This is a genomic window from Pseudovibrio sp. Ad46 (assembly GCF_001623065.1).
Taxonomy (GTDB): Bacteria; Pseudomonadota; Alphaproteobacteria; order Rhizobiales; family Stappiaceae; genus Pseudovibrio.
This window is the reverse complement of sequence record NZ_LMCG01000078.1, coordinates 1-25,340: the sequence shown is the minus strand read 5'-3', so window position 1 is coordinate 25,340 and position 25,340 is coordinate 1. Positions and strand designations below refer to the sequence as shown.

The window sequence follows — 25,340 nt, the reverse complement described above, 5'->3', positions numbered from 1 at the left end:
AGGCCATCTTGATTAATTCATCATCAACATTAGGCTCAGCCGAAACGCAAAAGTCTCTCCTTCAGCGTCTTCCAAAGGACACGGGTATTCTTCTGGTACTCGTCGGAATCGCCGCAATTTTTGAAGTTTTGGGCTGGTTTGTCGTTGAGCAGACTTTCATCTTCAACGGTCAACGTCTGTTCATCATGATCCTGCAGATGGCAATCATTGGCATTCTTGCTATTGGCGTTGGTCAGATTATCATCATGGCAGGCATCGATCTTTCCGGTGGTTCCATTCTTGGTTTCGCCGGCATCGTAGCGGCCTCTCTGGCACAAAGCTCAGAGTATGCCCGAGCTGTTTATCCAGGGCTTACAGATCTGCCGATCATCTTTCCGGTACTCGCAGGTATTGCAGTCGGAGCGCTGCTTGGTTTTGTCAACGGGAGCGTAATTGCCATTACCGCAATTCCTCCGTTTATCGCGACCCTTGGGATGCTTGTCGCAGCGCGTGGTTTGGCGCGTTGGTATACAAGTGGCAAACAGGTGAGCTTCCTGACTGAGGACTTCGCCATCTTCGGTTCCGGAGCCTGGCCCGTTATAACTTTCTTGATTGTTGCTGGGGTCTTCCATGTACTTTTGAAATATACGGTTTATGGGCGCCGCACCTATGCAATTGGCTCAAATGAAGATGCAGCCCGTGTTGCAGGTATTGCCGTCAAAAGGCACAAAATTCTTGTGTACACCATGGCTGGCGCACTCTACGGGATCGCTTCAATCGTTCAAACCTCGCGCGCAATGACTGCTCAATCTGGCACTGGCCTGATGTTGGAACTGGATGCAATCTCAGCAGTTGTGATTGGCGGAACCTCTCTCTTCGGAGGTCGTGGCCGTATTATGGGCACCATCATTGGTGTGCTTATTTTGGGTACATTGACGTCAGGATTTACCTTCTTAGGTATCGATGTTTATTACATCAATATCGTGAAAGGTGTTCTGATTGTTGCGGCCGTAGTAGCAGATACTTATCGCCAAAAGCGAGCTGCAGCCTGATGATATGTAAAACTTCGAAGCTGGGAGGTCTGCTCCCAGTTTCGAAGGGATAACCAAGTAATAACACCAAAATTTAATTGTGTTTTTTCACTTGGGCCATCATTGATGAACGGATTAATTTATAACTTCCAGATGCGCAAAAACGAAAAGGCAGAGGATGGCTGTTACGCTAAAAGATGTTGCATTGCGTGCCGGAGTCTCTGCTTCAGCGGTGTCGCGCTCCTTTACGGAAGGCGCAAGCGTTTCTGCAAAAACTCGCCGAAAAGTCGAGAAAGCAGCACAAGAGCTGGGCTACCGACCCAATGTCTTAGCTTCCAGCTTAACAACGCGGCGGACAAAGCTCATTGGTCTGGTTTCCAACAATTTCCATAACCCAGTTTTTCTGCAAGTCTTTGATCTGTTTACGCAGTCATTGCAGGCAAAAGGGCTCAGGCCTCTTCTCGTAAACCTTTCAGGTGAGGTTGATCCGGCTAAATCACTCGATATGCTTCTGCAATACAGCGTTGATGGAGTAATTGTAGCGTCTTCCACTCTGCCTCCTGATTTTGCTGAATCATTCCGGCATGCAAAAATTCCGGTTGTGCATTCCTTTGGGAGATGCAGCGCGACGCCGACTGTGCACACCGTAGGCATTGATAACCGTTACGCCGGTGAGTTGGCTGCGGAGCTCTTGCTCTCTAAAGGGTATGAGCACATCGGATTTTTGGGTGGGCCGGAAAATGCGTCATCTACGCAGGATCGCCTCTTCGGTTTTCAACGAGTTCTCGCTGAGCATCCTAGTGTAAAATTATCCGTCGATTTTGCGGAGGATTACTCTTATGATGCAGGTAGGAAAGCGATGCAGAGCATCTTGCTGAAAGACCGCGCTAACGCTTATTTTTGTGGTGATGACGTGCTTACTATCGGAGCATTGAGTGCCGCGCAGACCGCTGGTCTAAAAGTACCGGAAGAAATAGGCTTTATTGGCTTCAACAACATGGAAATGGCAGGTTGGGCAAATATCAATCTGACAACCATTCATCAGCCTGTTCAGCAAATCATTTCATCCTCTGTTGAGCTGCTTGTTGACTGCCTGGAAGATCCAGATCGGATTCCTGAAACACGTATGTTTCCATGCCGTGTGGTTGAACGTGGAACACTTTTACAAAAGGCCGCTTAGTTGCTGGCAAATACCAGGGGCGCTTACAAAAAAAGGGGCCAGTAAGTATACGGCCCCTTTTTAAAAGTGTTACTTCAGTAGGGCTGGAACGGCGTCTTGCCATGCACCAGCTGCATGCGCTGACTTTACTGCAGCATAGACACTTGCCATAGACCGCAAACCATCTTCACAGCTTGGGAATAGGAAAGTTGATCTCTCAGAAGATCCGCTGGCTTTGTCCGCGTTGATCATCTCTGCTAGGTCGCAATAGATGTTGGCGAAGGCCAGGGGCATGCCTTCGGAGTGGCCAATTGTTACGCGCGATGCGTTTTGGGCTGCATCATACAGGTCACCAGCGCCGCGCTCGATGATCTGGGTACGACCATTCAATGGTGTGTAGTACAACTGGTTGGGGTGTTCCTGTTGCCAGGCCAACCCACCTTTTTCACCAAACACTTGCAAGCTCAGGCCATGCATACGCCCCACGGCAACTGCTGATGTCCAGAGCCGCCCAACTGCACCACCATCCATTCGGAAGTTGATCATTGCGTCATCTTCCAGTTCGCGGCTGGCAATAGTCGATGCAAAGTCAGCTGAGACAGTCGATACTTCCTGTCCGGTTACAAAGCAGGCCATATGTAGTGCATGGATGCCAGCATCAGCTAGCACAGCAGAAACGCCAGCAGCAGCAGGGTCGTAGCGCCAGCGAACGCGTGGATTATCGGCATCAGCTGCGTCGGCGTGGAAACCATGCGCGAACTCTGCTTTTATAAGGCGAACTTCACCCAGTTCACCTGCGGCAATCATTTCTCTCATCTGGCGAACCAAAGAAAATCCTGAATAGCCAAAGTTTACTGCACACTTTTTGCCAGTCCGGCGACTGATCTTTACGATCTCTTCGCCCTCTTCGACAGTCATGGTCATGGGCTTTTCGCACAGCACATGAAAACCACCCTCGAGGAAGGACTTGGTGATCTCAAAGTGCGTTGCGTTTGGTGTTGCAATAGTCACAAGGTCAACTTTGTCACTGCGCGTTTTCTCAGCAGCTAACATTTCCTGCCAATCACCGTAAGCCCGGTCTTCTGCGATACCCAGTGACCGCGCGTATACACGCCCTTTTTCGGCATCTGCATCCAGAGCGCCTGCAGCCAGCTGAAACAATCCGTCAACGGATGCACCTAGACGGTGCGCAGGACCAATCTGGCTTCCTTCGCCGCCTCCAATCAGACCCCAGTTTAATTTAGTCATGATGTTTCCTCAGTGAAAGCCAATGGATTCCAGGTAGTTACGATTGTGTTTAGCATCATCAATCGGAGATGTGTCACCTTGTGGGTCGCAGTCTTGCTCAACCGTACACCAGCCTTCAAAGCCTGCCTGGCGCAGTTTTTCAAGCACTGCTGGGAAATTCACTTCTCCCTCACCAAGGTTACAGAAAATCCCTTGAGCGCATGCGTCGTAAAAACCAATCCTGTTGGTTGTAACCTCTGCCTTTACCGATGCCGATGTATCTTTGAAGTGCATGTAAGAAATGCGGTCCATATGGCGGTCCATGAATGCAACCGGATCAAAGCCAGCATATGTAGAGTGGCCAGTATCTAAACAGATTTTTAGTAACTCGGGATCGGTTTCAGCCAGGAGGCGCTCTAACTCACTCTCGAAGTCCATAAAGCCTGCGGCATGCGCGTGGATGCCGACTGTAAGGCCGTATTCTTCGGCCCCCATACGCGCAACTGTCATGATACGCTCTTTGAATGCAGTCCACTCCTGCAGATCCATTTGCTCGGCTTCACTCGCACGTCCGGCAGTTGGTGCCCTCCGTGGTGAAATTGAGTCAATCAGCACCAAATGCTCGGCATCATGAGCCTTCAGGGCTTCGCAGGTCCGCTTCGCGCCATCCCAAACATCCTCCCATGCTTTCGGATCATGAAACGGCCGGAAAACGACACCCCCAACCAGTTCCAGATCCCGCTTCACAAGCGCATCCTTCAGCACTGCCGGGTCCTCTGGCATATAACCAATCGGCCCAAGTTCGATGCCCTTGTAGCCCGCGGCGGCACATTGATCGAGAACGCTTTCCCAGCTCGGGTTACGTGCATCATCTGCGAACTCTACCCCCCATGAGCAGGGCGCATTACCAATTCTAATTCCCACGTTTCATCCCTTTGTTGTACTTAGAGCGATGTTGCTAATCTACTGGTGCCATCATGCTGCTGTGGCGGACTTATGTTCAGGCCGGAGGAGGGGTATGGAAAATTGAAAGCGGTTTCAATATGATTTGCCACAGCATTGACCAGACTGAAACTATATCGAACGTAAGGCCCTCTCATCTGAAAACCTGCAGCCTTTCTTTAAGCCCGAACCTCTGGAGAACATGAAGTCACGCAAACGACGTGTTCACATATGAACGGGCAAAAAAATCATTCTACACTCGATATAAACGCTATTTTTGCCCCTCTTACTGCGAACAGGTAGGTGTAACCCCTCCGAGCAATCCTAAGATCTGATCGCGAGAAAGATGCGGATAGTTCAGCGCAATCTCATAGATCTCTCACCTGTAGTTACCTCTCATCAGTGCAGTTCCAGTTGGGTCAAAATACATCTCCCAGAAAAGATTTGTTGCAACCGGTTGCAAAATAGGTATCCTTCAAAATTACCACGGCGTCAATAGACGAGTTGATGGGACCGCGAATTGTGGCGGAACAAGGCGACAATTGCAGGCGGAAGGAAATAGGGACACCATGACCACAAAAAGTGAAATCACCACTGGCACAATCCGTTTGACTATGGCGCAGGCGATCATCCGGTATCTTGCAAACCAGTACATAAGTATTGACGGTGACGAAGTGCTGCTCTGCGGAGGTGGGTTCGGAATTTTTGGTCACGGCAATGTGTCATGCTTGGGCGAGGCACTATATGAGCATCGCGATACACTTCCGCTTTATCGAGGTCAGAATGAACAAGGCATGGGCTTTGCCGCTGCAGCCTATGCCAAATATCATTTACGTAAGAGATTCATGTTCTGCACGGCTTCAGCAGGACCAGGCACAACAAACCTTGCCACATCAGCTGCGTTAGCACACACGAACAGGCTTCCAATGCTACTGTTATGTGGTGATGCGTTCATCTCAAGATTGCCGGACCCGGTGCTGCAACAGGTGGAGCATTATGGTAATCCGACTGCATCAGTGAATGATGCTTTCCGCGCAGTCTCCCGTTACTGGGACCGTATTACACATCCAGCACAGATCATTCAGTCGTTGCCTGCTGCGATAGCGACCATGCTTGACCCGGCTGATTGCGGTCCAGCGTTCCTGGGACTGCCACAGGATGTCCAAGGTTGGGCCTATGACTACCCTGTTGCTTTCTTCGAGAAAAAAGTTCACCGCATCCGTCGGCAGACACCTGATGAGTTGGAGCTTGATGACGCTATTGCACTCATTCAAGCCGCAAAAAAGCCTGTGATCATAGCAGGCGGTGGCGTGCAATATTCTGGTGCCGCGCAAGAATTGCTTGCGTTTGCTGAACAGACACAAATTCCGGTTATAGAAACAATAGCGGGCCGTGCAAACCTGCTGTCAGATCACGAGCTGAATTGCGGACCAGTCGGCGTAACAGGCTCAAACTCAGCAAATGCAATTGCTGCTGATGCTGACGTGGTTATTGCTGTTGGAACACGTTTGCAGGACTTTACCACCGGGTCATGGACCGCTTTCAGAAAAGATGCTCGGTTTGTTTCCCTTAATGCTGCTCGTCATGATGCAAGCAAGCATCGATCGCTCCCTGTCGTGGGTGATGCAAAATTAGGTTTGTCTGCGTTTATTGCATCCTTAAAGCTATACAAGGCTCCAGAGACGTGGACCGCATTTGCGCAACAGGAAAAGGCAGAGTGGCTCTCCTATGTGAAGCACAATGTTGACCCCGCAAATGGACCTAACAGCTATGCGCAGGTTATCGGTGCCGTAAACGACCTGTGTGACAACAATGACAGGGTTGTTGCAGCTGCAGGCGGCCTGCCTGCCGAAGTTACCGCTAACTGGCAAACCAAAGCCATCGGCTCGGTTGATGTCGAATTCGGCTTCTCATGCATGGGCTATGAGATTGCCGGCGGTTGGGGGGCACGTATTGCTCAATCCGAGAAAGAGCCCGATCAGGATACCATCGTGTTTACAGGTGACGGTTCCTACCTGCTCATGAACTCGGATATCTATTCCTCCGTCCTGACCGAAAAGAAGCTCATTGTCATGGTTTGCGACAATGGTGGCTTCGCCGTGATCAACAAACTTCAGAACAACACCGGCAACACCTCTTTCAACAATCTGATCAAAGATTCACCAACAATTACAAACCCTGTTGCAGTGGATTTTACTGCGCACGCAAGAGCTCAAGGCGCACTGGCAGAAACCGTAGAGACGATTGCAGAGCTGCGTGAAGCGTTCAAACGGGCAAAGGCAGCAGACCGAACCACGATCATTTCTATTCAGGTCGATCCTTATGAAGGATGGACACAGGAAGGTCATGCATGGTGGGAAGTTGGACTGCCCGAAGTTTCTAACAGTCAGAATGTACGCACCGCACGTGAAGAATGGGAAGTTGGTCGCATAAACCAGCGTGTGGGTGTGTAATGAACAGACTTTTGCAACAGCTACAGGGGAAAAGATATCTGGTTGTCGGGCGTGCAGGCATGGACCTCACGCCAGAACCTGCAGGCACATCAATTGAAGATGCGCAAACCATGTCTGTGCATCTGGGCGGATCTGCTGCAAACATTGCAGTCGCCCTGCGCCGGCAAGAATGCCACGTTTCGTTGCTGACCCGTGTTTCTGACGATGCAATCGGACGTTACTGCGTCAATCAATTGGAGCGGTACGGAATAGTTCACAAGTACGTCACCCCAATTGGCGGAGAATACAGAAACAGCCTTGCGCTCTCGGAAGCACGTTTGCTCGATCATCAGACGACCATTTACCGAAATGGTGCAGCAGATTTTATGATGAGCGAAGCCGATGTAGACGCTGTTGATTTCTCTCAGTTTGATGCAATCGTGACCACAGGAACTTTGCTGGCCTCCGAGCCATCTCGCACAGCGACTTTTTACGCCTTGGAGAAAGCAAAAGCTGAGGGATTGGTTTCGATTTTTGATATCGATTACCGCCCCTACAGTTGGGCATCCGCACAGGAAGCCACAGAGACATATAAACGCATGAGCTCACTCTGTGATGTCATTGTAGGGAATGACGAGGAGTTTGGTTTCATGGCTGGGAACATGGCTAATGGCCCGAAGTTTGCCCACGAACTTGCAAACAGATCTGACTGTATCTGCATTTACAAAATGGGCTCGAAAGGCTCAACCACCTACACTGAAAATGAGTCATTTCAGACCGGCATATTCACTGTTTCTGCAGTGAAGCCGACGGGTGCAGGAGATGCATTTCTAGGTGGTTTTCTATCCTCACTTTCAAATGGAAAGACCTTGCAGCAAAGCGTTTTTCGCGGGTCTGCCTGCGCAGCAATTGTGGTGTCCAAGGTTGGCTGTGCAACAGCAATGCCCGATGAAAAAGAGCTGGTGAGGTTTTTGAAACAACACAGCATTTCCGTAGAAGAAACATTGAGTTTGACGAAGGACTAAGCATGCATATCCCTCCATATAATAATCAGAATAAGCCCATCGTAGACGTTGATGATGCCCGCGTTCCGTTAAACTACTTCAACATCGTAAAGCTGAAGCAAGGGGAAGCATTCCACTATCAGGTTCCCGGTTATGAAACTTGCATCGTACCTGCAACTGGCTCGGTAAACGTTGAATGCGAAGGGTTGAACTGGAATGGAATAGGCGGTCGCGGCGTAGATGTTTGGGATGGCGAGCCTGAAGGGGTCTATATCCCGACCGGAGCGAAAACAACAATTGTTTGCGTCAGTGATGCCGCCGAAGTGTTCATCGCTGGAGCGCGATATGACGGTGTTCTGACACCATTTGCGGTGACATCATCTGACCTGGATGTTGTTCAGTACGGCTCAGATGACACGAAAACACATCGTAAAATCAAGCATATACTTGGAACTAAATATCACGATAAAGTTGGCCGTCTCTTGGTTTCCGAACTGTTTACTGTAGGGCAGGGCGGCTGGTCAGGATTTCCTCCTCATAAGCATGACACTGACAACTTGCCTTATGAGACACGGCATGACGAAACTTACAACTTCCGCTTCCGGCCCGGACACGGCTTTGGAATGCAGCTGCTTCAGAAAGAAGATGGGAAAGTCGGGGAAGCCTATCACATCGTAGATGGATCAACTCTTGTTATCGATAAGGGCTACCATCCTTGTGTCGCCGCACCGGGCTATGAAATGTATTACTTCACAATTCTCGGCGGCCTCAGTCAACGTTCACTGGTGCAGCATTTCCAGCCAACGCACGCATATCAGGTCGAAACGATCCCAGGCATCAAAGACATGATCGCCAAGTTTAAGTAGTGATACAGTAATGCCTATTGCAAACCTTAAAGACGTTTTAGCCCCAGCCATGAACAATGGGACAGCAGTTGCTGGCTTTGTTGTCTTAGGTTGGGAAGATGCACGTGCATTTGTGGAGGCTGCCGAAGAGATCGGCTGCCCGGTCATTCTGCAGGCAGGTCCTGGATGTCGCGCCCATACTCCATTGGAAGTTCTGGCGCCAATGTTTAGAGTTCTAGCTGAGACAGCCTCTGTTCCAGTGGTTGCTCATCTTGACCACGGCTACGAAGTAGAGGATTGCCTGAAAGCAATAGACCTTGGCTTTACTTCCGTCATGTTTGATGGCTCCAAGCTTCCTCTTGAGGAAAACATCCGCCTGATGCAGTCCATCGCTGCAAACGCTAAGCCACATGGTGTCTCTCTGGAAGGAGAAGTCGGCTTTGTTGGCTACGCTGAGGGTGCTGTGTCCTCAGGTACGAAACCAGAAGAAGCCGCGCAGTTTGCGAAGGAAAGTAATGCCGACGCGCTCGCAATCTCTGTCGGTAATGTGCACTTGCAACAAGAAAAAGCAGCAATGATCGATTTCGATCTGGTCCATGCCATTGAAAACGTCACCAACATTCCGCTCGTGCTACACGGAGGCTCTGGGATTCCTGCAAAAGTCAGGCAGAAACTGGCAAAAGAAACAAAGATCTGCAAGTTCAATATTGGTACCGAAGTTCGCATGGCCTTTGGGCAATCGCTTCGGAAAACTCTGAATGAGGACGCACAGATTTTTGACCGGATAAAACTCCTGACGCAAGCAGAAGAAAGCGTCAAACAGGCAGCTAAGAAAGTCATGCTGGATATAAGTATGGCATAGCATGTCTCGGTCTCGAGCAGATAGGCTCTTGAGAGGGTGATTAGCTTGCTCTTTCAGAGTGAATGAAAGGGAAAGTGGTGCATAAACAGCTGCGCCAATATAGAGATCTGCACTTCTCCATAGGGGGCGACAAGCAGTACCTCATTTTAAGGTTTGCGTTTCGTCACATAATCTTGGCAATTCACTCCAATGTTTTGAGCTTCAAATATGCGAGGTCATGGCTTTCAAGTGCGAGATGCACTCCTTGAAGATTCCGCAGACACCACTTTCGTTCTACATGAAAGCACTTCCCAATTACGCGATGCAGATCATAACAATGATCCATGCAAGGCTTCCAGATGGTTGGCTAACAAGACCCCCGCAACTGCGTTGCCACTTTACTAGTCGCGTGTTTAGCGATCCGTCGGCGCAGGGGACACTCGCGTCGTGGTGGTGAAGCAATAACAAAACATTGGATTTGCGAAGTGCGCACCCAATATTTTCTGCTGCAACTAGCGATCTAGTGCGCAAAGCCCCACCGCATACGATTGCGGCCCGGAAGGACCCAAAAGCAGGGGTAGGGGATGCGTGGTATGGAATTGTGCCGAGGATATTGCACGGCTTGACTGCGATTGGAGGAGGAGACCGCAGTTCCACTGAGCATAGCGATAATCTGCCCGAACCAGCCTGTTTCTGTCGCGCCAGAAGTGCAGGGTCATTTGTTAGGGTACGCGGTAGGACGCAGTTGAACCCAGCCCAAAGCGGTCGCGAGACGATAGCAGCCGGGAATAGACGGTATCAGCAAGCAAGGCACCTCTTGTTTGAAAGCGCTCGCTCGCCACACTAAGCGGGCCCTCATGCACCCACGAGATCAACGGTATGACACCTATAAGCCCTTGTTTGTGCGGACGGGTATGGCATTGCGCGGTACCTGAATAGGCGCGGGCAGGCCATGTGTAGGAGGCACACGCATCAAGAGGAGCAAGCGCCATGCACGTGACTTACATCTACACAGAACACCCCCAATGGGGGACGGAAATCCTACGCTACACTAGTGAGGAAATGCGTGAGATCTTTGGTGACAAGAACGCCGAAGAGCTGTGGGAGGGTAAGATCATCTTGCACAAGGGCGGCGCCTACCTGGACATGCTCAGCGCCGCCAGAGACAAGCTGGCAGCTGAACTGGAAAGTTAAGCCTACCACCCCACAAGAAGCCTGACCCCGCCAACGGTGCGGGGTTGCGATCGTGAAGGCGGGCAGGGTGCCCGCTAAAGTGGAGGTAGTTCTATGAGAACCAGCACAATCAGGATTGCAGCACACGACTTAGCCAAGGCAGGGTTTAACGCAAATCGGCCATATGAGGCCTGTGACCCGATCGCCTGCGCCCTCGACGACAAAGCCGCGGTCAAGGCACGGGTCAACGCAGACAGCATGACGCTCACGGTGGAAGTGAATACCAACCAGCTTCTTGATGCAGCAACCACACTGCGAGAACTCGGGCTGATTTGAGCCAGGTAGATTTTAGGATATGGATTGTACCCCGCCTTGTGCGGGGTTTGCCTTTTGGTAGGGTGGTTCAGCCAGAAGCCTGATCTGAGGCAATGGAGGCCAATACCCCTTCCGGGTCTCTAGTGAAGCCCCTTCCCGGTCTATGGATGAGCTTTTAAAACTCAGCTCAAACTCAAAAAGGCCTGAGAGGCACTATGCCTCCCAAGCCAGAATATTCCATGAGAGGCAGGACCTCTCGGTATTCCTTATTTTTTAGTCTTTTGAGACTTCCAGTGCGCAAGGATCAAGCAGTTCGGAGATCCTCTCGCTACTTGCTTGCGCATTTTCTATGTGATTGCGCACAGTATCAAACAGCGTCAGCAACGCTTCATATTCCTGGGTATGCTCCATGCGTTCGCTCATCACCACGCTCATGGAATAGACTAGATTTTTGAGGTGGTTGGTTGATAATCGAAGCTGATCCACTTCATTGCGAAGGGACGTATGGGCACTACTCTTTTTACCAGTTTCAGTCATCATAAAGCCCTCTCTACTGGGGTGTTAAATGAACCACTCAGCAGAAGGCTTGTGACAACCCACTGGTGAGCGGGAGGTTCACAACCTGGTAGAGTCAGGCGGGTTTATTCCCCCGCGAAGGGGTATTGTATTCACCGCCCTCCCGCCCATAAGCGAGAGTTTGCGTAAGGAGGGCTAACTCCAAACACAAATTGACCGCCGAAATAACGGCAGCGGTGACCGCTCTACTAAGAGGTTGTGATGCCTCAAGAGGACCATGCGATGATTGGCGCAAGGTGTCAATGCAAGGAAACCGAATTCCTCCACAAACCCATGGCATTAGCCGGTCATGAATGTAGAGGGTAGAAGTGCCGGTGACTTCACCTTCGCTTGTTTATAGCGCGCTGTATGGTGAGAACTGCCGCCACAGCGCGGCGATGAGCGGTAGAACGGGTCAGCCCGACCTGAATGCAGATGGGTCGCCAGCGGAAACCTTCAGCCCGCATCCAAAGGATTTTCCTGTCATCAGGTTCAAAGATGTATCGTAGCCAATCAATGGCTTCTTCCATGTGCTGAATGTCTTTGGCGCTGGGCACCGCCCGGATTTGGGTTTTGTTGTAGCCATAGGCCTCATGAACATCATGGATGACTTGCGGCCAGGTGTTGCCGTCCCGCCTTGGTGTAGATCTTGGCGGATTTGGAAGCCGCCGCAGGGTGCTGGCTGCAAGCTCAAGCCGGTCGACGATCTGTGTGGTGGTGAGCGCCATACGATCCTCTAGGTAGATGCTTTTGAGGTGACTTGCGCGTCCAGTACGCTGTGCAGCACACGGATATGGAAGTTGCGGGCTGCCATGATGGGTTCAGCCAGAGTGATCAGTTGACCGGGGGTGGGCGCGATAGTCTTGCTGCTGCGCCTCCAGGCCTGACAGGTGGCAAAGATCACATCGGTTGGATAGCTGCTTAGATCCTGGATCCAATCCTCAATCAGTTGTGTGATGGCCTCTGGGGAGAGCCGTTTTTGCGGATAGTGGTTGAGAAGCTGACCAACAGCCAGGCTCACTGGTTTTGACCCACCAGGTGCGTTGGCCTGTGTGAGTGTGCTGAGCAGTTGCTCCAGTTCCTCAATCTCTTGAGCCGTTCTTGGTGCTAGTCGTCGTTCTGGCCGGGAGACTATCAGCTGCTGTAACAGCCTCATCCCAGGCTCTCTGCCAAACATGGGAAATGGATTTTTTGCGTTTGGAGGGTTCATGGGATTTCTCCTCGGATTGAAGGACCGCCTGTGCTGGAGGTTCTACCCGATGTTGCTCACAGGCCTAGTTTTGGGGGTAAGAGGGAAAAGGTTCTTTTGATGGTTCTAAATGACGGTTCAAGGGGGGCACCACGTGCCGGTTGCTGGCAGGGCCTTCCGGCACACCATACCGCTTGTGTGTTCTCGGTTTGGTCGTCTCCAGATTTTCAAGAGCAGGGTGACCATTTGGATCTGTGATGGCCTTGCGGCCTGCAAAGCCCGTGAGGACAAAAATATCGGACCGTCGAGAGCCATTGGCACGGCGACGCTGGTAGCGGGTGATGAGGTGCAGTGCTTCCAGATGAGTTAAGCAGCTTGCGCTCCGAGCAGCAGCACGCCTCCTGCAGCGTGACTTGCGATGGCCAGCACAGGCCGTACTCATCTGCAAAGTTGGCAATGGTGATGAGCACAAACTTCTCGATCGGATCGGAAACTTGAGAACACCCATAAGCCCAGGTGATCGCTTGAACGCTCATAGGTTCGAAATCCTGTTCTCGCGGATTTCCTTTTGCCTGAGCCAGTCGAGTACAGCTTCTCGGCGATAAAACACCCGCCGTCCAGTGCGCACACATGGTGGACCAATGCGCATGGTCTGCCAGCGGCCCAGCGTATCAACACAAACGCCAAGCTCTTTGGCAAGTTCAGCCCTTGTCATCCAGCCATCAAGAATGGCCTTAGGTTCTGTTTGTTCAAGTCCCGGGATAGGGACTTTGTCTTCCATGTGCTCCTCCAAAGCAGAACCGCTCGGGCTCAAACGGTTTGCAGAAGAGCTAAGCATAGAAGGTCAATAGGCGCGTAGGCGTTGATGGGCGTTCATAGGCGTTCAAACGCCTGGGCATTGCCTATTGAGGCGAAATAAACTTCTGAGTAACGCAGCTCGACATCTGTAATGAGACGCAAAACTCATCTCGTTTAAATCATGAGGGTTTGGAATATCCTATAGATATCAATGGGTAGTTTTAGAGTTTCGGTTGCCGCCAAACCTCCTAGTATTTCAAATGGTTGACGCATTGATCAAATCAACTTTGTTGAAACAACACAATTGAGAGATTGGCCTGTTGTTAGCCGGTAAAGGTCTTAAGTCTTGCTGGAAATAGCCTGACCTAAACGGCAGGCTGAATGCGAACTACATGCGGCGGCGTGTTCTTTGATGAGGCCCAATAGAAGCTGGATGCCACAAGGCAGTACTCAAACAGCAGATCTTTGACGCAGGTGATTTGCCTCGCGCCTCAACTTTTCTTCTTCATGATGTCTGGGTTGCGAGAGGGGAGGGAAACCAATGCCGCTGCCATCAAAAGAGTATTTCACTTTAATTGAAGCTGGCGTCCGCTGGGGAGCTCCATTAGGCACCATTGCAGGTTGGGCAGAAGTTGGTCGGTTTCGCATTGTCACCAGTACGCCGCATATAGCCTGCGGTGATCGGCGCGTTTTTGGCATGGTGGTGCTGTTTGGAGCAGACTTGTTCAAGATGCTGACTACGACAGGAAAACGCTCCCGTTGTTGTTTGGTCCAGCGTGTGATCCCGTTTCATCAAGACTGTACTGAGCTGCTTTATGTGACCAAGCCAGAACAAGGTTTAAGGGTCCAGCCTGATGAACTCTGGATTCCAGCCATCGATCTTTATCGCTTTGAAGAGAAGTACGGCCTTGCCCAGCGCGCAGGCAAAGGTGGTCGTGAGCCGAAATATGATTGGGAGGGAATGTGGGCACCGCTCTGCGTGCATATTTTTGCAGAAGGCGTTCCCAAAACCATGCAGGAGTTGGCGAATGGAGTGCAGGTTTGGTTTATTGAGACGTCTCCAACCGGAGAGGCGCCTGATATGAGTACCATCCGCCGCCGTATTCGCCCCATTTGGGAGGCACTGAAGAAGGAGCAGGAGAATTAGATGAAGGTGTAGGCGTGTTGGGAGGAGGCGATGCAGCAATCTGCTGCGCCTGTTGGGATGGTTTTTGCTTCACATACTCGGCTACGGCATTGACGCTCTCACGCAAAGGAGATTCCATTAGATGGGCATAGCGCTGTGTAGTGCTCATCTGAGTGTGACCTAAAAGACGAGCAATGATTTCAAGGGAAGCGCCGCCCGAAACCAAGAGAGAAGCAAAGGTGTGACGCAAGTCATGAATGCGGACATCGGAGATTTCTGCTTGCTTCAAAATGCTCTGCCAATAACGGCGCATTTCATGAACGGGTCTGCCAGTCCCATCTCCCGGAAACAGCCAGGGACAGTCCTCTGGTACAAGTTCTAACCGCCATCTCACTAGATCAGCCACTTCTGCGGAAATAGGCAGGCGATGGGTGCGCTTCTGTTTGGTGGTCGTTGCCGGTTTAAACCACGTGAGTAGTTCAAGATTAAAGTGCTCAAATCGAGCATGACGCACTTCTCCAAGGCGTGCACCAGTTAGCAAGCACAGGCGGATTACATCGGCTCCGCGTCTGTCTTCACTGTTTTCTAGCGCTTCCGAGAGACGGTTGATCTCATCAAAGGACAGAAAGCGTTCGCGGGCGTTTTCAGGGCGCTTATGAAACCCTTGAGCAGGGTTGTCTGAACGCATCTTCCACTGCACTGACAGATTGAACATTTTGCGCAGGACCTCACCGAGCCGATTGGCACGGATTGGTGTCGGGCAGGGGACAGATCGGCGCAAAAGCTTCTTAGCAAGACGATGACGCTCAGCAGCCATTTCACGCAAGAGCTTGTTGACATCGGCTGGAGAAATCTCACGCACCAGTCGGTTGCGCCACTGCGGCAGTACCAGTTTGGTCAGCATAGAAATTTGGTCAGAGCGGTTACGGGCGGCAAGCTTGGGTAAATGCTCGTCAATGTAGCGCTCAACCAAATCGCTCATGCGCGGCACAACACGTTCTGCTTCTCGGTTGCCCAGCGGGTCGCACTCCATCTCAATCTCGCGGCGGATGGTTTTGGCACGTTCTCGGGCTGCTACCACGCTCCAAGCGGGCCACATACCAATGGTATAGCGGCGCTGGCGACCATTGACACGGTAGGAAAGATTAAACGCCTTGGAGCCGGATTTATAGATCACCAAGGCAAAGCCCAGGACTTCAGTGTCAAACAATTGATACTGGCGCACGGTGGGCTTTGCAGCGCGTGCTATCTTTTCTGTAAGGCGTTGACGACTAGGCACAATACACTCCCCCCTCACATACCATCCAAGTGATGCGTAGTGTGCCAGCTCTTGCAAGATCAAAGTCTTAGGGTGCCAAGTGCGAGCACACAGAAGGAGAGTCTAGAGGCAGTCATCTCTAGGCGTATAGGCGTTCAAAGGCGTTGGAAACTGAAAAAGCGCACAGAAGATGAGACGGTGCCAAAGAATTGAAGCTAGGAGAGCATTTACTGGAACGCCAAAACTTGTCGGTCAGAAGCTACATTTCACGGATAGTAAGGAAAAGCATTTTGATTGGGGTAAAGAGGATTATTGATATGTTGTAACTTTGGGAACACTTTCACAAAAATCCTAATTGAAATGTGTCGGATATGTTTTGAGTAGGAAACGGTGGGTGATTAAGCGTAAACTACATATTCTCCTATATGTCGACGCGAGTGATCATGTCGCCATGACTTGTCAGCTTTACATTGGGTATTCCCCGTAGGGCTTCGGTGGCTGCCTAAATCAAAATTTAAATTTACCCGTTCAGTAAACTGGAGCACACCTTTGCGGTAATATCTTTCAGCGCGGCAAGCTTGCGTGACTAACCTCATATCATTGTCTGCAAAAAGTTCTTAAAGCTTTTGAGGCCAAACTTAACTGGGTGTTTAGCTTTACCTGGTTTCTTAGGCTTTTGGGCTGCTTCCTTTTCCAAAGGCAAGGAAACTTGAGCTTCATTTTTGAATTTTTGATATTCAGGAGGCAGGATTTGAATTTGCTCCTCACTGATCTCATATCGTTTCCAAGGGTGTGAAGAATTCCCAGCAAGGAACAAATGACCGTCATAACTCATGGCTATTTTTGTTTCTAAATCACCCAAAAAATGCATTGCTAACGGGGAGTTGTCTGGAATGTTGAACTCACTAAAGTAAGGTCGATCAACAAACAAGGCATTTAGCTTTGTGGTCGCAACGAGCTCGTATCCGTTTTTTTGTGCTTCCAAATAGGTAGCGAGTAGTGAATTGCCATTATTGACTGCGAGATTTCTTGCTTGAAGCAAATATACATCCAACGGAACAAGTGGGTTAAACTCAATACAAACAACGCGTGGGCGGTGTTGTTGGATATCGTTCCAAACATGAACGTCGCACCCGTCAATATCGATGGAGAGAAAGTCAAAATTCTTAGGGACAGGCACTTTCAGCTGCTTCAGATGGTAGTCTAGATTGCTTTCCTTGTCTAAGCCAACATAGTTATGGATGATCTCCACTTTCCGGTTGCTTTGATAGAGTTTATTTAGTCGCTTGTAACGGTCCCGAGCAGGCTCAAAGAGAATGCCCCGCCAACCATTATTGGTGATTAAGTTGTAGGAGTTGCTGTGGTGCTTGCCATCTGCTGCTCCGATATCGCAAAGGGTTTTGTTCTTAGTACCAATAACGTCGAAGATTTTCTCGATAATTCCGTCTTCACCATATTTCGTGACAACATTATTTCTATGCTTCTGCAACCAAACGGATCGTTCATTGCGTAAGTCATTTGGTAAAAACCTAATGGTTGGTTTTGTCATGCCGTCCTCTGCTAAGGTTTCTTTTTAGATCTAGCAGCGGAAGGGATCTTCCAAAATCCCCAGAAAGTGACAATTTAATCGGTTGTGCATCACGTTCGAGCTAGGATAAGTGGGTGTAGTTAAACCGATTTGTCATAAGCTCAGGCAGGTGCACGGAAAATGCCTATCGTCTTGACAGGATTTTTCTGCGAGGGTAATGAACAGGCGAAGGTTGTTACGCTCTCCTGCCTGTGTTAACACTTTCTGCTCACGTGAGCAGTTTTAATTTCATCGAGTGTGGCGGCGACTGATTGGAAGGCCTTAAATCCTACCGTCGGCCTTACTAGCCGCTTAATAAAACGATGGTCTGCTTGATGATATTGGTGTGTAACTTGGCCCGAAGAATATCAATGAAAGATCGCCAAGAATCCACCAGGAAAAATAGTAGATGATGTTGGTCAGCCGGTGCAGTTAGCTACACTCTTAACTATGAAAATTTTCTCCGGTACGCAGTTGAGGCCAATGGGATTCTCAAAAAAGTGTAGCTGCAGCTTCACCGTAAATCTCAAGACAGGAGGTCATATGCGCCCTACTACAGCATCAAACTGTAGCTAATCCTATCATAATAAAGCCGAGGGCGAGTTGCGAAAAAATTTGCTTAATGCAGCACTGCCTTAAGGACGAATACTATTGTAGCCAACGTAGTTTACACGGACATTTTCTCTCCATCCGCCCAATTCATCAATCGGTTCGATTGCACCTTCAATTTTTGATTTACGTCTTCTTTCCGTGTAATCCCAACCAACTTCCAAGGTCTCCAGCCCTTCAAACAGAGATTCCAAGCCATAAGGACTAAACCGCCAATAATCTATAGGGCTAGGATGATAACGCCAACTGAATACTGTAGAGATAAAGACGATACCACCCGGCTTCAGAATACGACAAATTTCATCGGCCGCTTTCCAAGGTTTTGTTAAATGCTCAAATACGTCAACACTAAATACCAGGTCGAATGTATTGTTTGGTATATGCGGGCAATTGATAATGTCTCCTATAATCGTGTTACTTGACACTTCTCGAATATCCAATTTTTTATATTCGAACTCAGGGAAGTATTTTGCAACTGGTTTGTGCTGAGCACCAATTTCCAATAACTGCCCGTCGCGGAGATGCTTACGGACATATTTCTTAGCGAGCTTTACGCATCGCTGAGTTCGTCCTGGATAGGCTTTATGCTGTTCTTCCAACACTTTAAGGTCAACCATCTTAGACTCCCAAGCGAACTAGGTATAGGGTTGAATCCGGGCCTTAAACTACCGATTAATCAACAATCCATGAGGCTTGTATGTAATCTTGATAACTAAATCGATAGCAACGTAAAATAAAAGGCGCACAAAAAATCACTGTTACGCTGTGATTGCGGATGTTCTACGTGTTTACATGTGACCTATAAATTAATTACATAAATAAATAACTCTCCTATAATTATAATTATCATAATTTACACCCTGAATATTATTTTATGTGACTGTAAAATTTATTATACAAAATATAACACCTTAAGAAGTGAAGTATTCACCAGTTCGTTTAACAGTAATTCTCCATAATTGAGGGATTACCGGGTCTTCCGCAGTTAAACGTAATAATGATGAACGAGACAAAAACTGCGACTAATAAATCTTGATGTTTAAGTTTCAAAATAGATCGTACACGTTGGTTTGCGCAAGGTAACATTTTATCAGCGGAGTCGAGTTTCATGGTTATGTCTATTCCTCGTATCTTCATTGGCTACGACAGTCGCGAGAACGTTGCTTATCATACACTTTGTCAAAGCATCATTGATAACACATCGATCCCAGTTCAACTTTGTCCGATCGCGAAATCTTCGCTAGAAGCAATTTTTCACCGTACGTCACATCCTCTTCAATCAACGGAATTTTCTTTCAGTCGTTTTCTCACTCCCTATCTCTCCAATTATGAGGGATGGAGCCTGTTTATGGACTGTGACATGATTTTCCGCAGAGATCTCGCAGAACTTTGGGCTCTCCGAGATGATCGTTATGCTGTTATGTGTTGTAAGCATGAATACCAACCGGAGGAAACTACCAAGTTCCTTGGAAATCCTCAGACTAAGTACGAGAGAAAAAACTGGTCCAGCCTCATGCTGTTCAATAATGCACGTTGTAAATCACTGACACCTGAATATGTAAACACTCGTAGCGGTTTGGAGCTCCACCAATTTAAATGGCTAGCAACTGATGAAGAGATCGGGTCACTCCCATTAGTGTGGAACCATCTGGTTGGTGTGTATGAGTATGACCTTAATGCTGCAATCGTACATTACACAATTGGTGGTCCCTACTTCGATGATTTCAAGGATTGCGATTACTCCCAAGATTGAGAACACTACAAGAAGCGCATGCTTTCTGCACAACAGATTGAGAAATCCAAGCCAGTTCCAGCGTAAAGATAGCTATGAAACATTGTGTCGTTACTACTTTTCACGAATCTGGATATCAGCAGTATGGCAAACGATGTATTGAGAGCTTCTTAAAAAAGTGGCCTGATACAGTTTCGATGATGGTATACCCAGAAATGACGTCCGTCGGCTTATCTGAGGCAAGATTGCAATTGTTAGACCCTTTGGTGGTTCTACCAAAACTGCAGCAATTTAAAGCTTGCTATCGTGATAACCCTTTTGCCAACGGCACCAATCCAATCATCCCCAAACAAACAGAGAATTTTCGGTGGGATGCTTACCGATTTTCGAACAAAGTCTTCGCAGTGACGGATGCAATCCGTCGCTGCAGGGGAGCCTTTGATCAACTGATATGGCTGGACGCTGATACCGTTACACACACGCAGATACCAGAAAAATTTCTCGACAAGATAGCTCCTAAGAGGGGGCAGTTGGCTGCATATCTCAACCGGCGAGGATATCCTGAATGTGGTTGGGTGGGCTACAATCTGAAGCACCCCGAGATTTTGAGCTTTGCCGATAGGTTTGAGCAGATTTACCTTTCTAGTGAATTTCTTACATTCAAAGAAAATCACGACAGCTACATTTTCTGGGAAATTGTCCAGGAAATGGAACGGGGCCGCACTGCATCTTTCAAAGAGCTGGGCAGCAGATGGCGTTCAGGACACATTTTTATTCAAAGCGCATTGGGTAAATACGTTGATCACTTGAAAGGCGATCGTAAGATTAAGGGCCGAAGCAGAGAACGTGATGCACTAGCTTTTGCGTATAAACTTCCTCATTTTCTACAACAAAGTTTTTCTCGATAGCATTTTCAGTAAAATGAATGAGGTTTACCCCCCCCCCTCGGCTGCACACCCAGGAGTTACATGTGTTACACTCTATTCAACGCCTTGGTTTTGATAAACCAGATCATAGTTTCTGGCAGATATTGATTGTTTGCAGCGGAAAAGACTTTCTTGTATACGGTGAACAGTTCTTGCGTAGTTGCGAAGCGTGCTCACCTGGTCTTCGTGTTGTGGTCGGAATTTCGGACAAAGACGAAAAAGCCCAAGAGCTTTTGCAAAACGTAAGCCAACAGCTTTATGCTACAACAGTTTACGAGTTTGAGTTTGCTTCTGATTTTCAAGCCAGCAGCAATGAAGTAGCTTTGTATAGCACTGCTAGTTGGTTATTTGGACATTCAAAACACGCCCTTCTGATTTTGAGTGTTGAGTTTACCGTTGTTGAAGATCTGACCCTATTGCCTGCGGTGTTGCAAAACTGTGATTTGGGTGCACACACAATCCGGATCAACGAGGGGGGACACCGTATTGCTTATTCTCAGCCTCTTTGGCTAAAGCACACACCTAAAACCTTCCGGCTTTTAGAATTTATAAAAAAACACATCAATTCTACAACTGCTCCGGGTCCTGTTTCTGAAGTTGAGCTAATCAAGAAGGTAATCCTTAAAGAGAGCAGTAAACTCAAAACCGGATGTATCCCAGAATTCTACCGCGATAAGAAACTCTGCGAGAACTCATATATTTTACGTCGTCCCCTTAGTCAGGTGAAAGGCGATGCAAAGCGCCTTTCCGAACTTGCGCAAAAGATTGAGTTTACGAGAAATACTCCAAAGAATTTAGTACTATTTCCGCTGCAGGATATTGGAACAAAGCAGCCATTAGACGACAACGGCTATCAAACTCGCATTTCTCGATTATCCCGTCCTGGGAGAGTTGGATGGCGTGTGATGGCTCGACTGATATCGCAATCCGCACAGTCAGCTGGCGTCTTTACAAGAATTTTACCTGTTGCACAATGGGAAGTAACACAAGAGCTAATTGATCGGCTCGACTTTGCTGAGCAACTTTTTATTCCGCACAAAACCTATAAGCAACTCCCAATTGATAATGCCACATTCTATATGCAGGAATATTTGTCTGAGATATTTACCTGCTCATCAACGGGTTGGGGGCCTTCAGCAAGCTGGTCAAGTTCTGATGCTTTTAAAAATTTCCCGATTGATCCACGGCTAGAGGAGTTTAAAGCCGAGCTAAAAGCCCAGAAGAAAACCAAAGCACCTCAAAAAAATCAAAAGCAACAGAGTTTACCTGAGTTTGATGTTCTTGCTGTCCTACAAGTTCCAGAAGACGAAGCACTAACGTTACACGCAAAGTGTACATTAGATGACTTTATCGAAGACATGGTGAAACTTTCTGAAAAAGAGAGCCTTAAAGTACTGTTTCGTAAGCACCCTCTGGATCAAACTGACTTTTATGAGAAAGCCAGGAAAACGTGGCAGAATGAACACCTGCTATTTACAAACTCAGGACATATTCACGATGTCCTGCTGGAGGCTCAATGTATAGCTGTCATCAATAGTGGTGTCGGCTTCGAGGCAATGTTAATGGGCAAGCCTGTACTTGCATTTGGGCGGGCTATTTACGATCAAGCGGTCTCACTGGTTTCAGAGAAAGGCATTCTGACTTCCTATCAACACGCTATCTCTGAAAATTCTGATTTACGTACCAAACGGTACGACCAATTCCTTTCATGGTTTCTGTATCGTACCAGTTTCAAGCTGGATGAAACTTCTTTTGATAAGCTCCCTGTAGATGATGGCGCAGCTCAGCCAATAGAGAATCCAGTCTATCACTTCTATCAAAATGAAATGAAACTAACCTCCCAGCGGGCCAAAAAAGTTGAGTTCAAGAAGTCCAAGTCATCCGGCCTCTCTTTTTCTGATATTTTCGATAAGTCTCAAAAATCTTTGAAGAAGGCAAAGAAGTCCATCAAAAAAAAATATTACCATGAGGCTGTTAATCACTCAAAAGGTCTGTTTATGCCGTACTTTAATACGGAATTGCTAGCCGGTAAGCGAGTATGTCTTGTCGGAAATGCAGGAAAATTACTTGAAAGCGAAGCTGCAGATTTTATTGATAGCCATGATATCGTTATCAGGATGAATCTTGGATGTCCTTATATCGTTAAAAAAGGCATGACGCTTCAACCGGACTATGAAAAGTATATTTATGGGATATTTACAGATGGTCGCTCCAGTCAAGCAGAGGAGTACACTGTTTTAGATCCCAACACACCGGTGGCAATTCTAAATGAATATACTGCAGTTCCGGCGATTGGAATTAAATCAGACATTTGGTCATGTTCGACTGCAGACCGCGCAAGACAACTATTCTTTGCTCCAGTTTTCAATACTCAAAACGTTGCGCCCCATCCAAGCCTGCATCATTTGTCCTCAAAGTTCATTTTAGCTCACAAGGTGCAACGCCTGCCTAGGATCTATACGAAAAAGTTACAGATGAAACTTTCTGCGGAACCTACATCAGGTATTATTTGGATTGAATTTTTACGCCAAGCGAACCTTGCAGAACTTTCGCTGGTTGGTTTTGACTTCAATCAGTCCCGGCATATTGTTCGGAAAGGATTGAGCTTGTTGGAGGCAACCGGAAGATATCGTCATAATCCTCAAAGAGAACGAAACTACGTCATCAATTGTGTTTTGCCAGCACATAAGAATATTCGCCTCTTTTAGCCTTCTAATCAGCATTGCAGACACACTTCTTCAATCCATTGAAATAGCTGCGCAACCATACGAAAGCTCATTGCATGTCAAATTTTGATCTTAAGGAGGCTTTGACTAGAGAGCCGTCTGCAACAGATAATCACAAGCAAGAAATTGCACGTCTTAACAAACGCCTTACGCATCTGGAAAAGAGAATAACTATCATTGAAGGCAAAAAAGCCCGCCTGATCGAAAAACCTGAAATGTCAAAAGCTGCTCAGGAAATGGTGGAGACACTTTTTTCCCGGTTAAGTCCAATGGACGTAGATAGCTGTAACCTTACCCGCATAGGACGTGCGTTTGACGGAGGTTACATTATGGCTCCGCCAGGGCCTGACGAGAAAGTTGCCTATTCCTTGGGCATTAATCGCGACGTTTCTTGGGATTTAGAGGTGGCCCGTCACGGCTGTAAAGTTTACCAATATGACCATACAATTGATGGTCTCCCCCATCATCATGAAGGCTTTAACTACAAAAAAAAGGGCATTACGACCTCACACCAAATAGATGAGCGAATGACCTGCCTCAAGCATGAGCTTCGAAATAATGGGCACCAAGACACAAACAGCATCTTATTGAAGATGGACATTGAAGGTGACGAATGGGGAGTTTTTGCAGATCTTGAAATGAATGAGTTGCAGAAATTTTCTCAGATACTTGTCGAGTTCCATGACTTGCACAAAGTTTATAAGCTATTTTGGTACCGAACGGCTTTAGCAGGACTGAATAAACTCTTCAAAACCCATCAGGCAGTACATGTTCATGGTAATAATAATACTGCGTTGCGTATTATAGGTGGCTATGCAGTTCCGCCTGTTCTGGAAGTCACGTTCTTACGTCGCGATTTGTTTCAGTTTTCTTCATGCACCCGCACCTTTCCAAATGAGCTAGATCAACCTAACAACCCAAGTTTTGCAGAGCATCAGCTTGGTAGTTTTCAGTTTCCAAACCCAGCCAAGAGGTGAGCGTGAATGATCTCCAGCTTGTTGTAACTTGATTGTATCCTATCCGCTAACAAAAATGATGTTACCGCGATAGCGCTGAAAGTTTACGCGATCCCAGGAAAACGTCCCGAGGACTTGCGTACGGGAATGTAGAGGCGCCGCAAAGTTTCGCGTCAACACCACGTCAACCGTCGTACGCATTTTGAGCTGTACATGACGTCGTTTGATGTCGTACACTTCCTTAACGGTTTGTGAAAGTTGCTAAGCGGTATTAAGCGGTTGTGGGCTAAATACTTGAAAAGTAAATTATAGTATAATTTACTACATTAGAGGCTCATAACCTGAAGGTCGTAAGTTCAAATCTTACCCCCGCAACCAAAATTCGATCAATAGATCAAACACATAACAAAAGCCCCGAGCCAAAAGCTCGGGGCTTTTTGCGTTCGCGTCAACACAACGTCAACAAAAGACATGTTCGCCAGCAGCTTACTCAGTAGATGTGGCTGGGAAATGACATTGGATTCTTCTAATGCTCTGTAACAAGATGCCAATTTTAATTTTGTTGTGAGATGCATAATTTGTACGCGCAGTGCTGATGCTCAATTGGACTTTCATTAGTAAGCGTAGCCGACAAGCTAGGCGCTTGCCTGAGTATCAGTGGTTTCGGCAACGCGCGACTAAGCCGACCTTCGCAGCAGCGAAGAAATCTGGGTCAACATCCAAGCCACTGCTGACGTGGTGGGCCATATGTATGGACCGCCTGCATTTCGCAAGAGAGTTTTTACTTGGAACCTTGAAGTCGCTACTATGTATCCGACCTGTTTATCGGCACGCGGGCCGTGGCCTTGATGGTAATACGCACGTACCTACAGTCTAATTACCGGACAGGTTACTTAGAACCATTATGGCCCTCTGACTTTGGGTGCGTTCTTTCTTCCGTTCCATGCTTA

At 48.1% G+C, this 25,340-nt stretch carries 24 protein-coding genes; 14 read left to right on the top strand and 10 right to left on the bottom strand.

Translation table 11 applies throughout. The features are described 5' to 3' along the window. Positions 1-11: 11 nt before the first annotated feature. Positions 12-1,031 (top strand): ABC transporter permease, encoded by a 1,020-nt coding sequence (locus PsAD46_RS22075; RefSeq protein WP_063307887.1) that lies wholly within the window; start codon positions 12-14, stop codon positions 1,029-1,031. Positions 1,032-1,188: 157 nt separating this feature from the next. Next, positions 1,189-2,190: a LacI family DNA-binding transcriptional regulator gene (locus PsAD46_RS22070; protein ID WP_063307878.1), complete on the top strand. Its 1,002-nt coding sequence runs from the start codon at positions 1,189-1,191 to the stop codon at positions 2,188-2,190. Between the two features lie 69 nt (positions 2,191-2,259). Here the strand turns inward: PsAD46_RS22070 and PsAD46_RS22065 are convergent, their stop codons facing one another. Beyond that, a complete protein-coding gene (locus PsAD46_RS22065) occupies positions 2,260-3,417 on the bottom strand; it encodes a Gfo/Idh/MocA family oxidoreductase (protein WP_063307877.1) in 1,158 nt (385 codons plus the stop codon). A gap of 9 nt (positions 3,418-3,426) precedes the next feature. Beyond that, positions 3,427-4,320, bottom strand: a complete 894-nt coding sequence (locus PsAD46_RS22060) for a TIM barrel protein (protein WP_063307876.1) — start codon at positions 4,318-4,320, stop codon at positions 3,427-3,429. Between the two features lie 587 nt (positions 4,321-4,907). Here PsAD46_RS22060 and iolD point away from each other — a divergent pair. From iolD to PsAD46_RS22040, 4 genes are read left to right on the top strand one after another with little or no spacing between them, the layout of a single operon-like run. Next, on the top strand, positions 4,908-6,791 hold the full coding sequence (gene iolD, locus PsAD46_RS22055) for a 3D-(3,5/4)-trihydroxycyclohexane-1,2-dione acylhydrolase (decyclizing) (RefSeq protein ID WP_193776988.1): 1,884 nt from the start codon (positions 4,908-4,910) through the stop codon (positions 6,789-6,791). Then, complete coding sequence (gene iolC, locus PsAD46_RS22050) at positions 6,791-7,795, top strand: 5-dehydro-2-deoxygluconokinase (protein WP_057465086.1); 1,005 nt, start codon at positions 6,791-6,793, stop codon at positions 7,793-7,795. The genes iolD and iolC overlap by 1 nt, the downstream gene beginning before the upstream one ends. A 2-nt stretch (positions 7,796-7,797) precedes the next feature. After that, positions 7,798-8,640 (top strand): 5-deoxy-glucuronate isomerase, encoded by an 843-nt coding sequence (locus PsAD46_RS22045; protein WP_057465087.1) that lies wholly within the window; start codon positions 7,798-7,800, stop codon positions 8,638-8,640. Between the two features lie 10 nt (positions 8,641-8,650). Then, positions 8,651-9,481: a class II fructose-bisphosphate aldolase gene (locus tag PsAD46_RS22040; protein ID WP_057465088.1), complete on the top strand. Its 831-nt coding sequence runs from the start codon at positions 8,651-8,653 to the stop codon at positions 9,479-9,481. Between the two features lie 701 nt (positions 9,482-10,182). Here the strand turns inward: PsAD46_RS22040 and PsAD46_RS28015 are convergent. Further along, entirely contained in the window at positions 10,183-10,452 is a 270-nt protein-coding gene (locus PsAD46_RS28015; protein ID WP_153040810.1) for a hypothetical protein, read from the bottom strand. Between PsAD46_RS28015 and PsAD46_RS28010 the strand changes: the two genes are divergently transcribed. Beyond that, positions 10,451-10,654: a hypothetical protein gene (locus PsAD46_RS28010; RefSeq protein ID WP_153040809.1), complete on the top strand. Its 204-nt coding sequence runs from the start codon at positions 10,451-10,453 to the stop codon at positions 10,652-10,654. The genes PsAD46_RS28015 and PsAD46_RS28010 overlap by 2 nt on opposite strands. Before the next feature lie 93 nt (positions 10,655-10,747). Beyond that, on the top strand, positions 10,748-10,969 hold the full coding sequence (locus tag PsAD46_RS22035) for a hypothetical protein (RefSeq protein ID WP_063292645.1): 222 nt from the start codon (positions 10,748-10,750) through the stop codon (positions 10,967-10,969). A gap of 252 nt (positions 10,970-11,221) precedes the next feature. On the opposite strand, the gene PsAD46_RS22030 is transcribed toward PsAD46_RS22035, so the two are convergent. From PsAD46_RS22030 to PsAD46_RS22020, 3 genes are all read right to left on the bottom strand, one after another. Beyond that, a complete protein-coding gene (locus PsAD46_RS22030) occupies positions 11,222-11,488 on the bottom strand; it encodes a hypothetical protein (protein ID WP_208981971.1) in 267 nt (88 codons plus the stop codon). A gap of 356 nt (positions 11,489-11,844) precedes the next feature. Continuing rightward, entirely contained in the window at positions 11,845-12,231 is a 387-nt protein-coding gene (locus PsAD46_RS22025; RefSeq protein ID WP_063292646.1) for a DUF6362 family protein, read from the bottom strand. Between the two features lie 8 nt (positions 12,232-12,239). Then, positions 12,240-12,659: a hypothetical protein gene (locus PsAD46_RS22020; RefSeq protein ID WP_153040808.1), complete on the bottom strand. Its 420-nt coding sequence runs from the start codon at positions 12,657-12,659 to the stop codon at positions 12,240-12,242. Positions 12,660-12,822: 163 nt separating this feature from the next. Here PsAD46_RS22020 and PsAD46_RS28690 point away from each other — a divergent pair, with 163 nt between their 5' ends. Then, complete coding sequence (locus PsAD46_RS28690) at positions 12,823-13,062, top strand: hypothetical protein (protein ID WP_063307875.1); 240 nt, start codon at positions 12,823-12,825, stop codon at positions 13,060-13,062. 162 nt (positions 13,063-13,224) lie between these two features. Here PsAD46_RS28690 and PsAD46_RS22010 read toward each other — a convergent pair whose 3' ends face one another. Continuing rightward, positions 13,225-13,473 (bottom strand): helix-turn-helix domain-containing protein, encoded by a 249-nt coding sequence (locus PsAD46_RS22010; protein ID WP_063292649.1) that lies wholly within the window; start codon positions 13,471-13,473, stop codon positions 13,225-13,227. A gap of 558 nt (positions 13,474-14,031) precedes the next feature. Here PsAD46_RS22010 and PsAD46_RS28005 point away from each other — a divergent pair. Further along, positions 14,032-14,637 (top strand): hypothetical protein, encoded by a 606-nt coding sequence (locus PsAD46_RS28005; protein WP_063292650.1) that lies wholly within the window; start codon positions 14,032-14,034, stop codon positions 14,635-14,637. On the opposite strand, the gene PsAD46_RS22000 is transcribed toward PsAD46_RS28005, so the two are convergent. The 3 genes from PsAD46_RS22000 to PsAD46_RS21990 all read right to left on the bottom strand — a co-directional run bounded on the left by PsAD46_RS22000 (position 14,537) and on the right by PsAD46_RS21990 (position 18,667). Further along, positions 14,537-15,895 (bottom strand): site-specific integrase, encoded by a 1,359-nt coding sequence (locus PsAD46_RS22000; protein WP_084404510.1) that lies wholly within the window; start codon positions 15,893-15,895, stop codon positions 14,537-14,539. The two genes, PsAD46_RS28005 and PsAD46_RS22000, sit on opposite strands and share 101 nt — an antisense overlap. A gap of 571 nt (positions 15,896-16,466) precedes the next feature. Next, positions 16,467-17,423 (bottom strand): FkbM family methyltransferase, encoded by a 957-nt coding sequence (locus tag PsAD46_RS21995; protein WP_063292651.1) that lies wholly within the window; start codon positions 17,421-17,423, stop codon positions 16,467-16,469. A 653-nt stretch (positions 17,424-18,076) separates the two neighbouring features. Beyond that, complete coding sequence (locus PsAD46_RS21990) at positions 18,077-18,667, bottom strand: class I SAM-dependent methyltransferase (protein ID WP_063292652.1); 591 nt, start codon at positions 18,665-18,667, stop codon at positions 18,077-18,079. Positions 18,668-19,158: 491 nt separating this feature from the next. On the opposite strand from PsAD46_RS21990, the gene PsAD46_RS21985 reads away from it, so the two are divergent. The 4 genes from PsAD46_RS21985 to PsAD46_RS21970 all read left to right on the top strand — a co-directional run bounded on the left by PsAD46_RS21985 (position 19,159) and on the right by PsAD46_RS21970 (position 24,411). Beyond that, the gene (locus tag PsAD46_RS21985) at positions 19,159-19,803 is read left to right on the top strand and encodes a hypothetical protein (protein ID WP_063292653.1); all 645 of its coding nucleotides are present in this window, start codon (positions 19,159-19,161) and stop codon (positions 19,801-19,803) included. Positions 19,804-19,877: 74 nt separating this feature from the next. Next, the gene (locus PsAD46_RS21980) at positions 19,878-20,690 is read left to right on the top strand and encodes a hypothetical protein (RefSeq protein WP_063292654.1); all 813 of its coding nucleotides are present in this window, start codon (positions 19,878-19,880) and stop codon (positions 20,688-20,690) included. A 62-nt stretch (positions 20,691-20,752) separates the two neighbouring features. Beyond that, positions 20,753-23,416, top strand: coding sequence for a glycosyltransferase family 29 protein (locus tag PsAD46_RS21975; protein ID WP_193776986.1), 2,664 nt, complete (start codon positions 20,753-20,755; stop codon positions 23,414-23,416). 74 nt (positions 23,417-23,490) lie between these two features. Beyond that, on the top strand, positions 23,491-24,411 hold the full coding sequence (locus PsAD46_RS21970) for an FkbM family methyltransferase (protein WP_063292656.1): 921 nt from the start codon (positions 23,491-23,493) through the stop codon (positions 24,409-24,411). Positions 24,412-25,340 lie beyond the last annotated feature (929 nt).

What these genes read in the sequence shown, in the direction of transcription:
- PsAD46_RS22070 (WP_063307878.1), top strand. Translation starts at nt 1,189, where the DNA reads ATGGCTGTTACGCTAAAAGATGTTGCATTGCGTGCCGGAGTCTCTGCT.
- PsAD46_RS28005 (WP_063292650.1), top strand. Translation starts at nt 14,032, where the DNA reads ATGCCGCTGCCATCAAAAGAGTATTTCACTTTAATTGAAGCTGGCGTC.
- iolD (WP_193776988.1), top strand. Translation starts at nt 4,908, where the DNA reads ATGACCACAAAAAGTGAAATCACCACTGGCACAATCCGTTTGACTATG.
- PsAD46_RS22030 (WP_208981971.1), bottom strand. Translation starts at nt 11,488, where the DNA reads ATGATGACTGAAACTGGTAAAAAGAGTAGTGCCCATACGTCCCTTCGC.
- PsAD46_RS21985 (WP_063292653.1), top strand. Translation starts at nt 19,159, where the DNA reads ATGGTTATGTCTATTCCTCGTATCTTCATTGGCTACGACAGTCGCGAG.
- PsAD46_RS22035 (WP_063292645.1), top strand. Translation starts at nt 10,748, where the DNA reads ATGAGAACCAGCACAATCAGGATTGCAGCACACGACTTAGCCAAGGCA.
- PsAD46_RS22025 (WP_063292646.1), bottom strand. Translation starts at nt 12,231, where the DNA reads ATGGCGCTCACCACCACACAGATCGTCGACCGGCTTGAGCTTGCAGCC.
- PsAD46_RS22065 (WP_063307877.1), bottom strand. Translation starts at nt 3,417, where the DNA reads ATGACTAAATTAAACTGGGGTCTGATTGGAGGCGGCGAAGGAAGCCAG.
- PsAD46_RS21980 (WP_063292654.1), top strand. Translation starts at nt 19,878, where the DNA reads ATGAAACATTGTGTCGTTACTACTTTTCACGAATCTGGATATCAGCAG.
- PsAD46_RS22020 (WP_153040808.1), bottom strand. Translation starts at nt 12,659, where the DNA reads ATGAGGCTGTTACAGCAGCTGATAGTCTCCCGGCCAGAACGACGACTA.
- PsAD46_RS21990 (WP_063292652.1), bottom strand. Translation starts at nt 18,667, where the DNA reads ATGGTTGACCTTAAAGTGTTGGAAGAACAGCATAAAGCCTATCCAGGA.
- PsAD46_RS22040 (WP_057465088.1), top strand. Translation starts at nt 8,651, where the DNA reads ATGCCTATTGCAAACCTTAAAGACGTTTTAGCCCCAGCCATGAACAAT.
- PsAD46_RS28690 (WP_063307875.1), top strand. Translation starts at nt 12,823, where the DNA reads ATGACGGTTCAAGGGGGGCACCACGTGCCGGTTGCTGGCAGGGCCTTC.
- iolC (WP_057465086.1), top strand. Translation starts at nt 6,791, where the DNA reads ATGAACAGACTTTTGCAACAGCTACAGGGGAAAAGATATCTGGTTGTC.
- PsAD46_RS22010 (WP_063292649.1), bottom strand. Translation starts at nt 13,473, where the DNA reads ATGGAAGACAAAGTCCCTATCCCGGGACTTGAACAAACAGAACCTAAG.
- PsAD46_RS28010 (WP_153040809.1), top strand. Translation starts at nt 10,451, where the DNA reads ATGCACGTGACTTACATCTACACAGAACACCCCCAATGGGGGACGGAA.
- PsAD46_RS22045 (WP_057465087.1), top strand. Translation starts at nt 7,798, where the DNA reads ATGCATATCCCTCCATATAATAATCAGAATAAGCCCATCGTAGACGTT.
- PsAD46_RS28015 (WP_153040810.1), bottom strand. Translation starts at nt 10,452, where the DNA reads ATGGCGCTTGCTCCTCTTGATGCGTGTGCCTCCTACACATGGCCTGCC.
- PsAD46_RS21995 (WP_063292651.1), bottom strand. Translation starts at nt 17,423, where the DNA reads ATGACAAAACCAACCATTAGGTTTTTACCAAATGACTTACGCAATGAA.
- PsAD46_RS21970 (WP_063292656.1), top strand. Translation starts at nt 23,491, where the DNA reads ATGTCAAATTTTGATCTTAAGGAGGCTTTGACTAGAGAGCCGTCTGCA.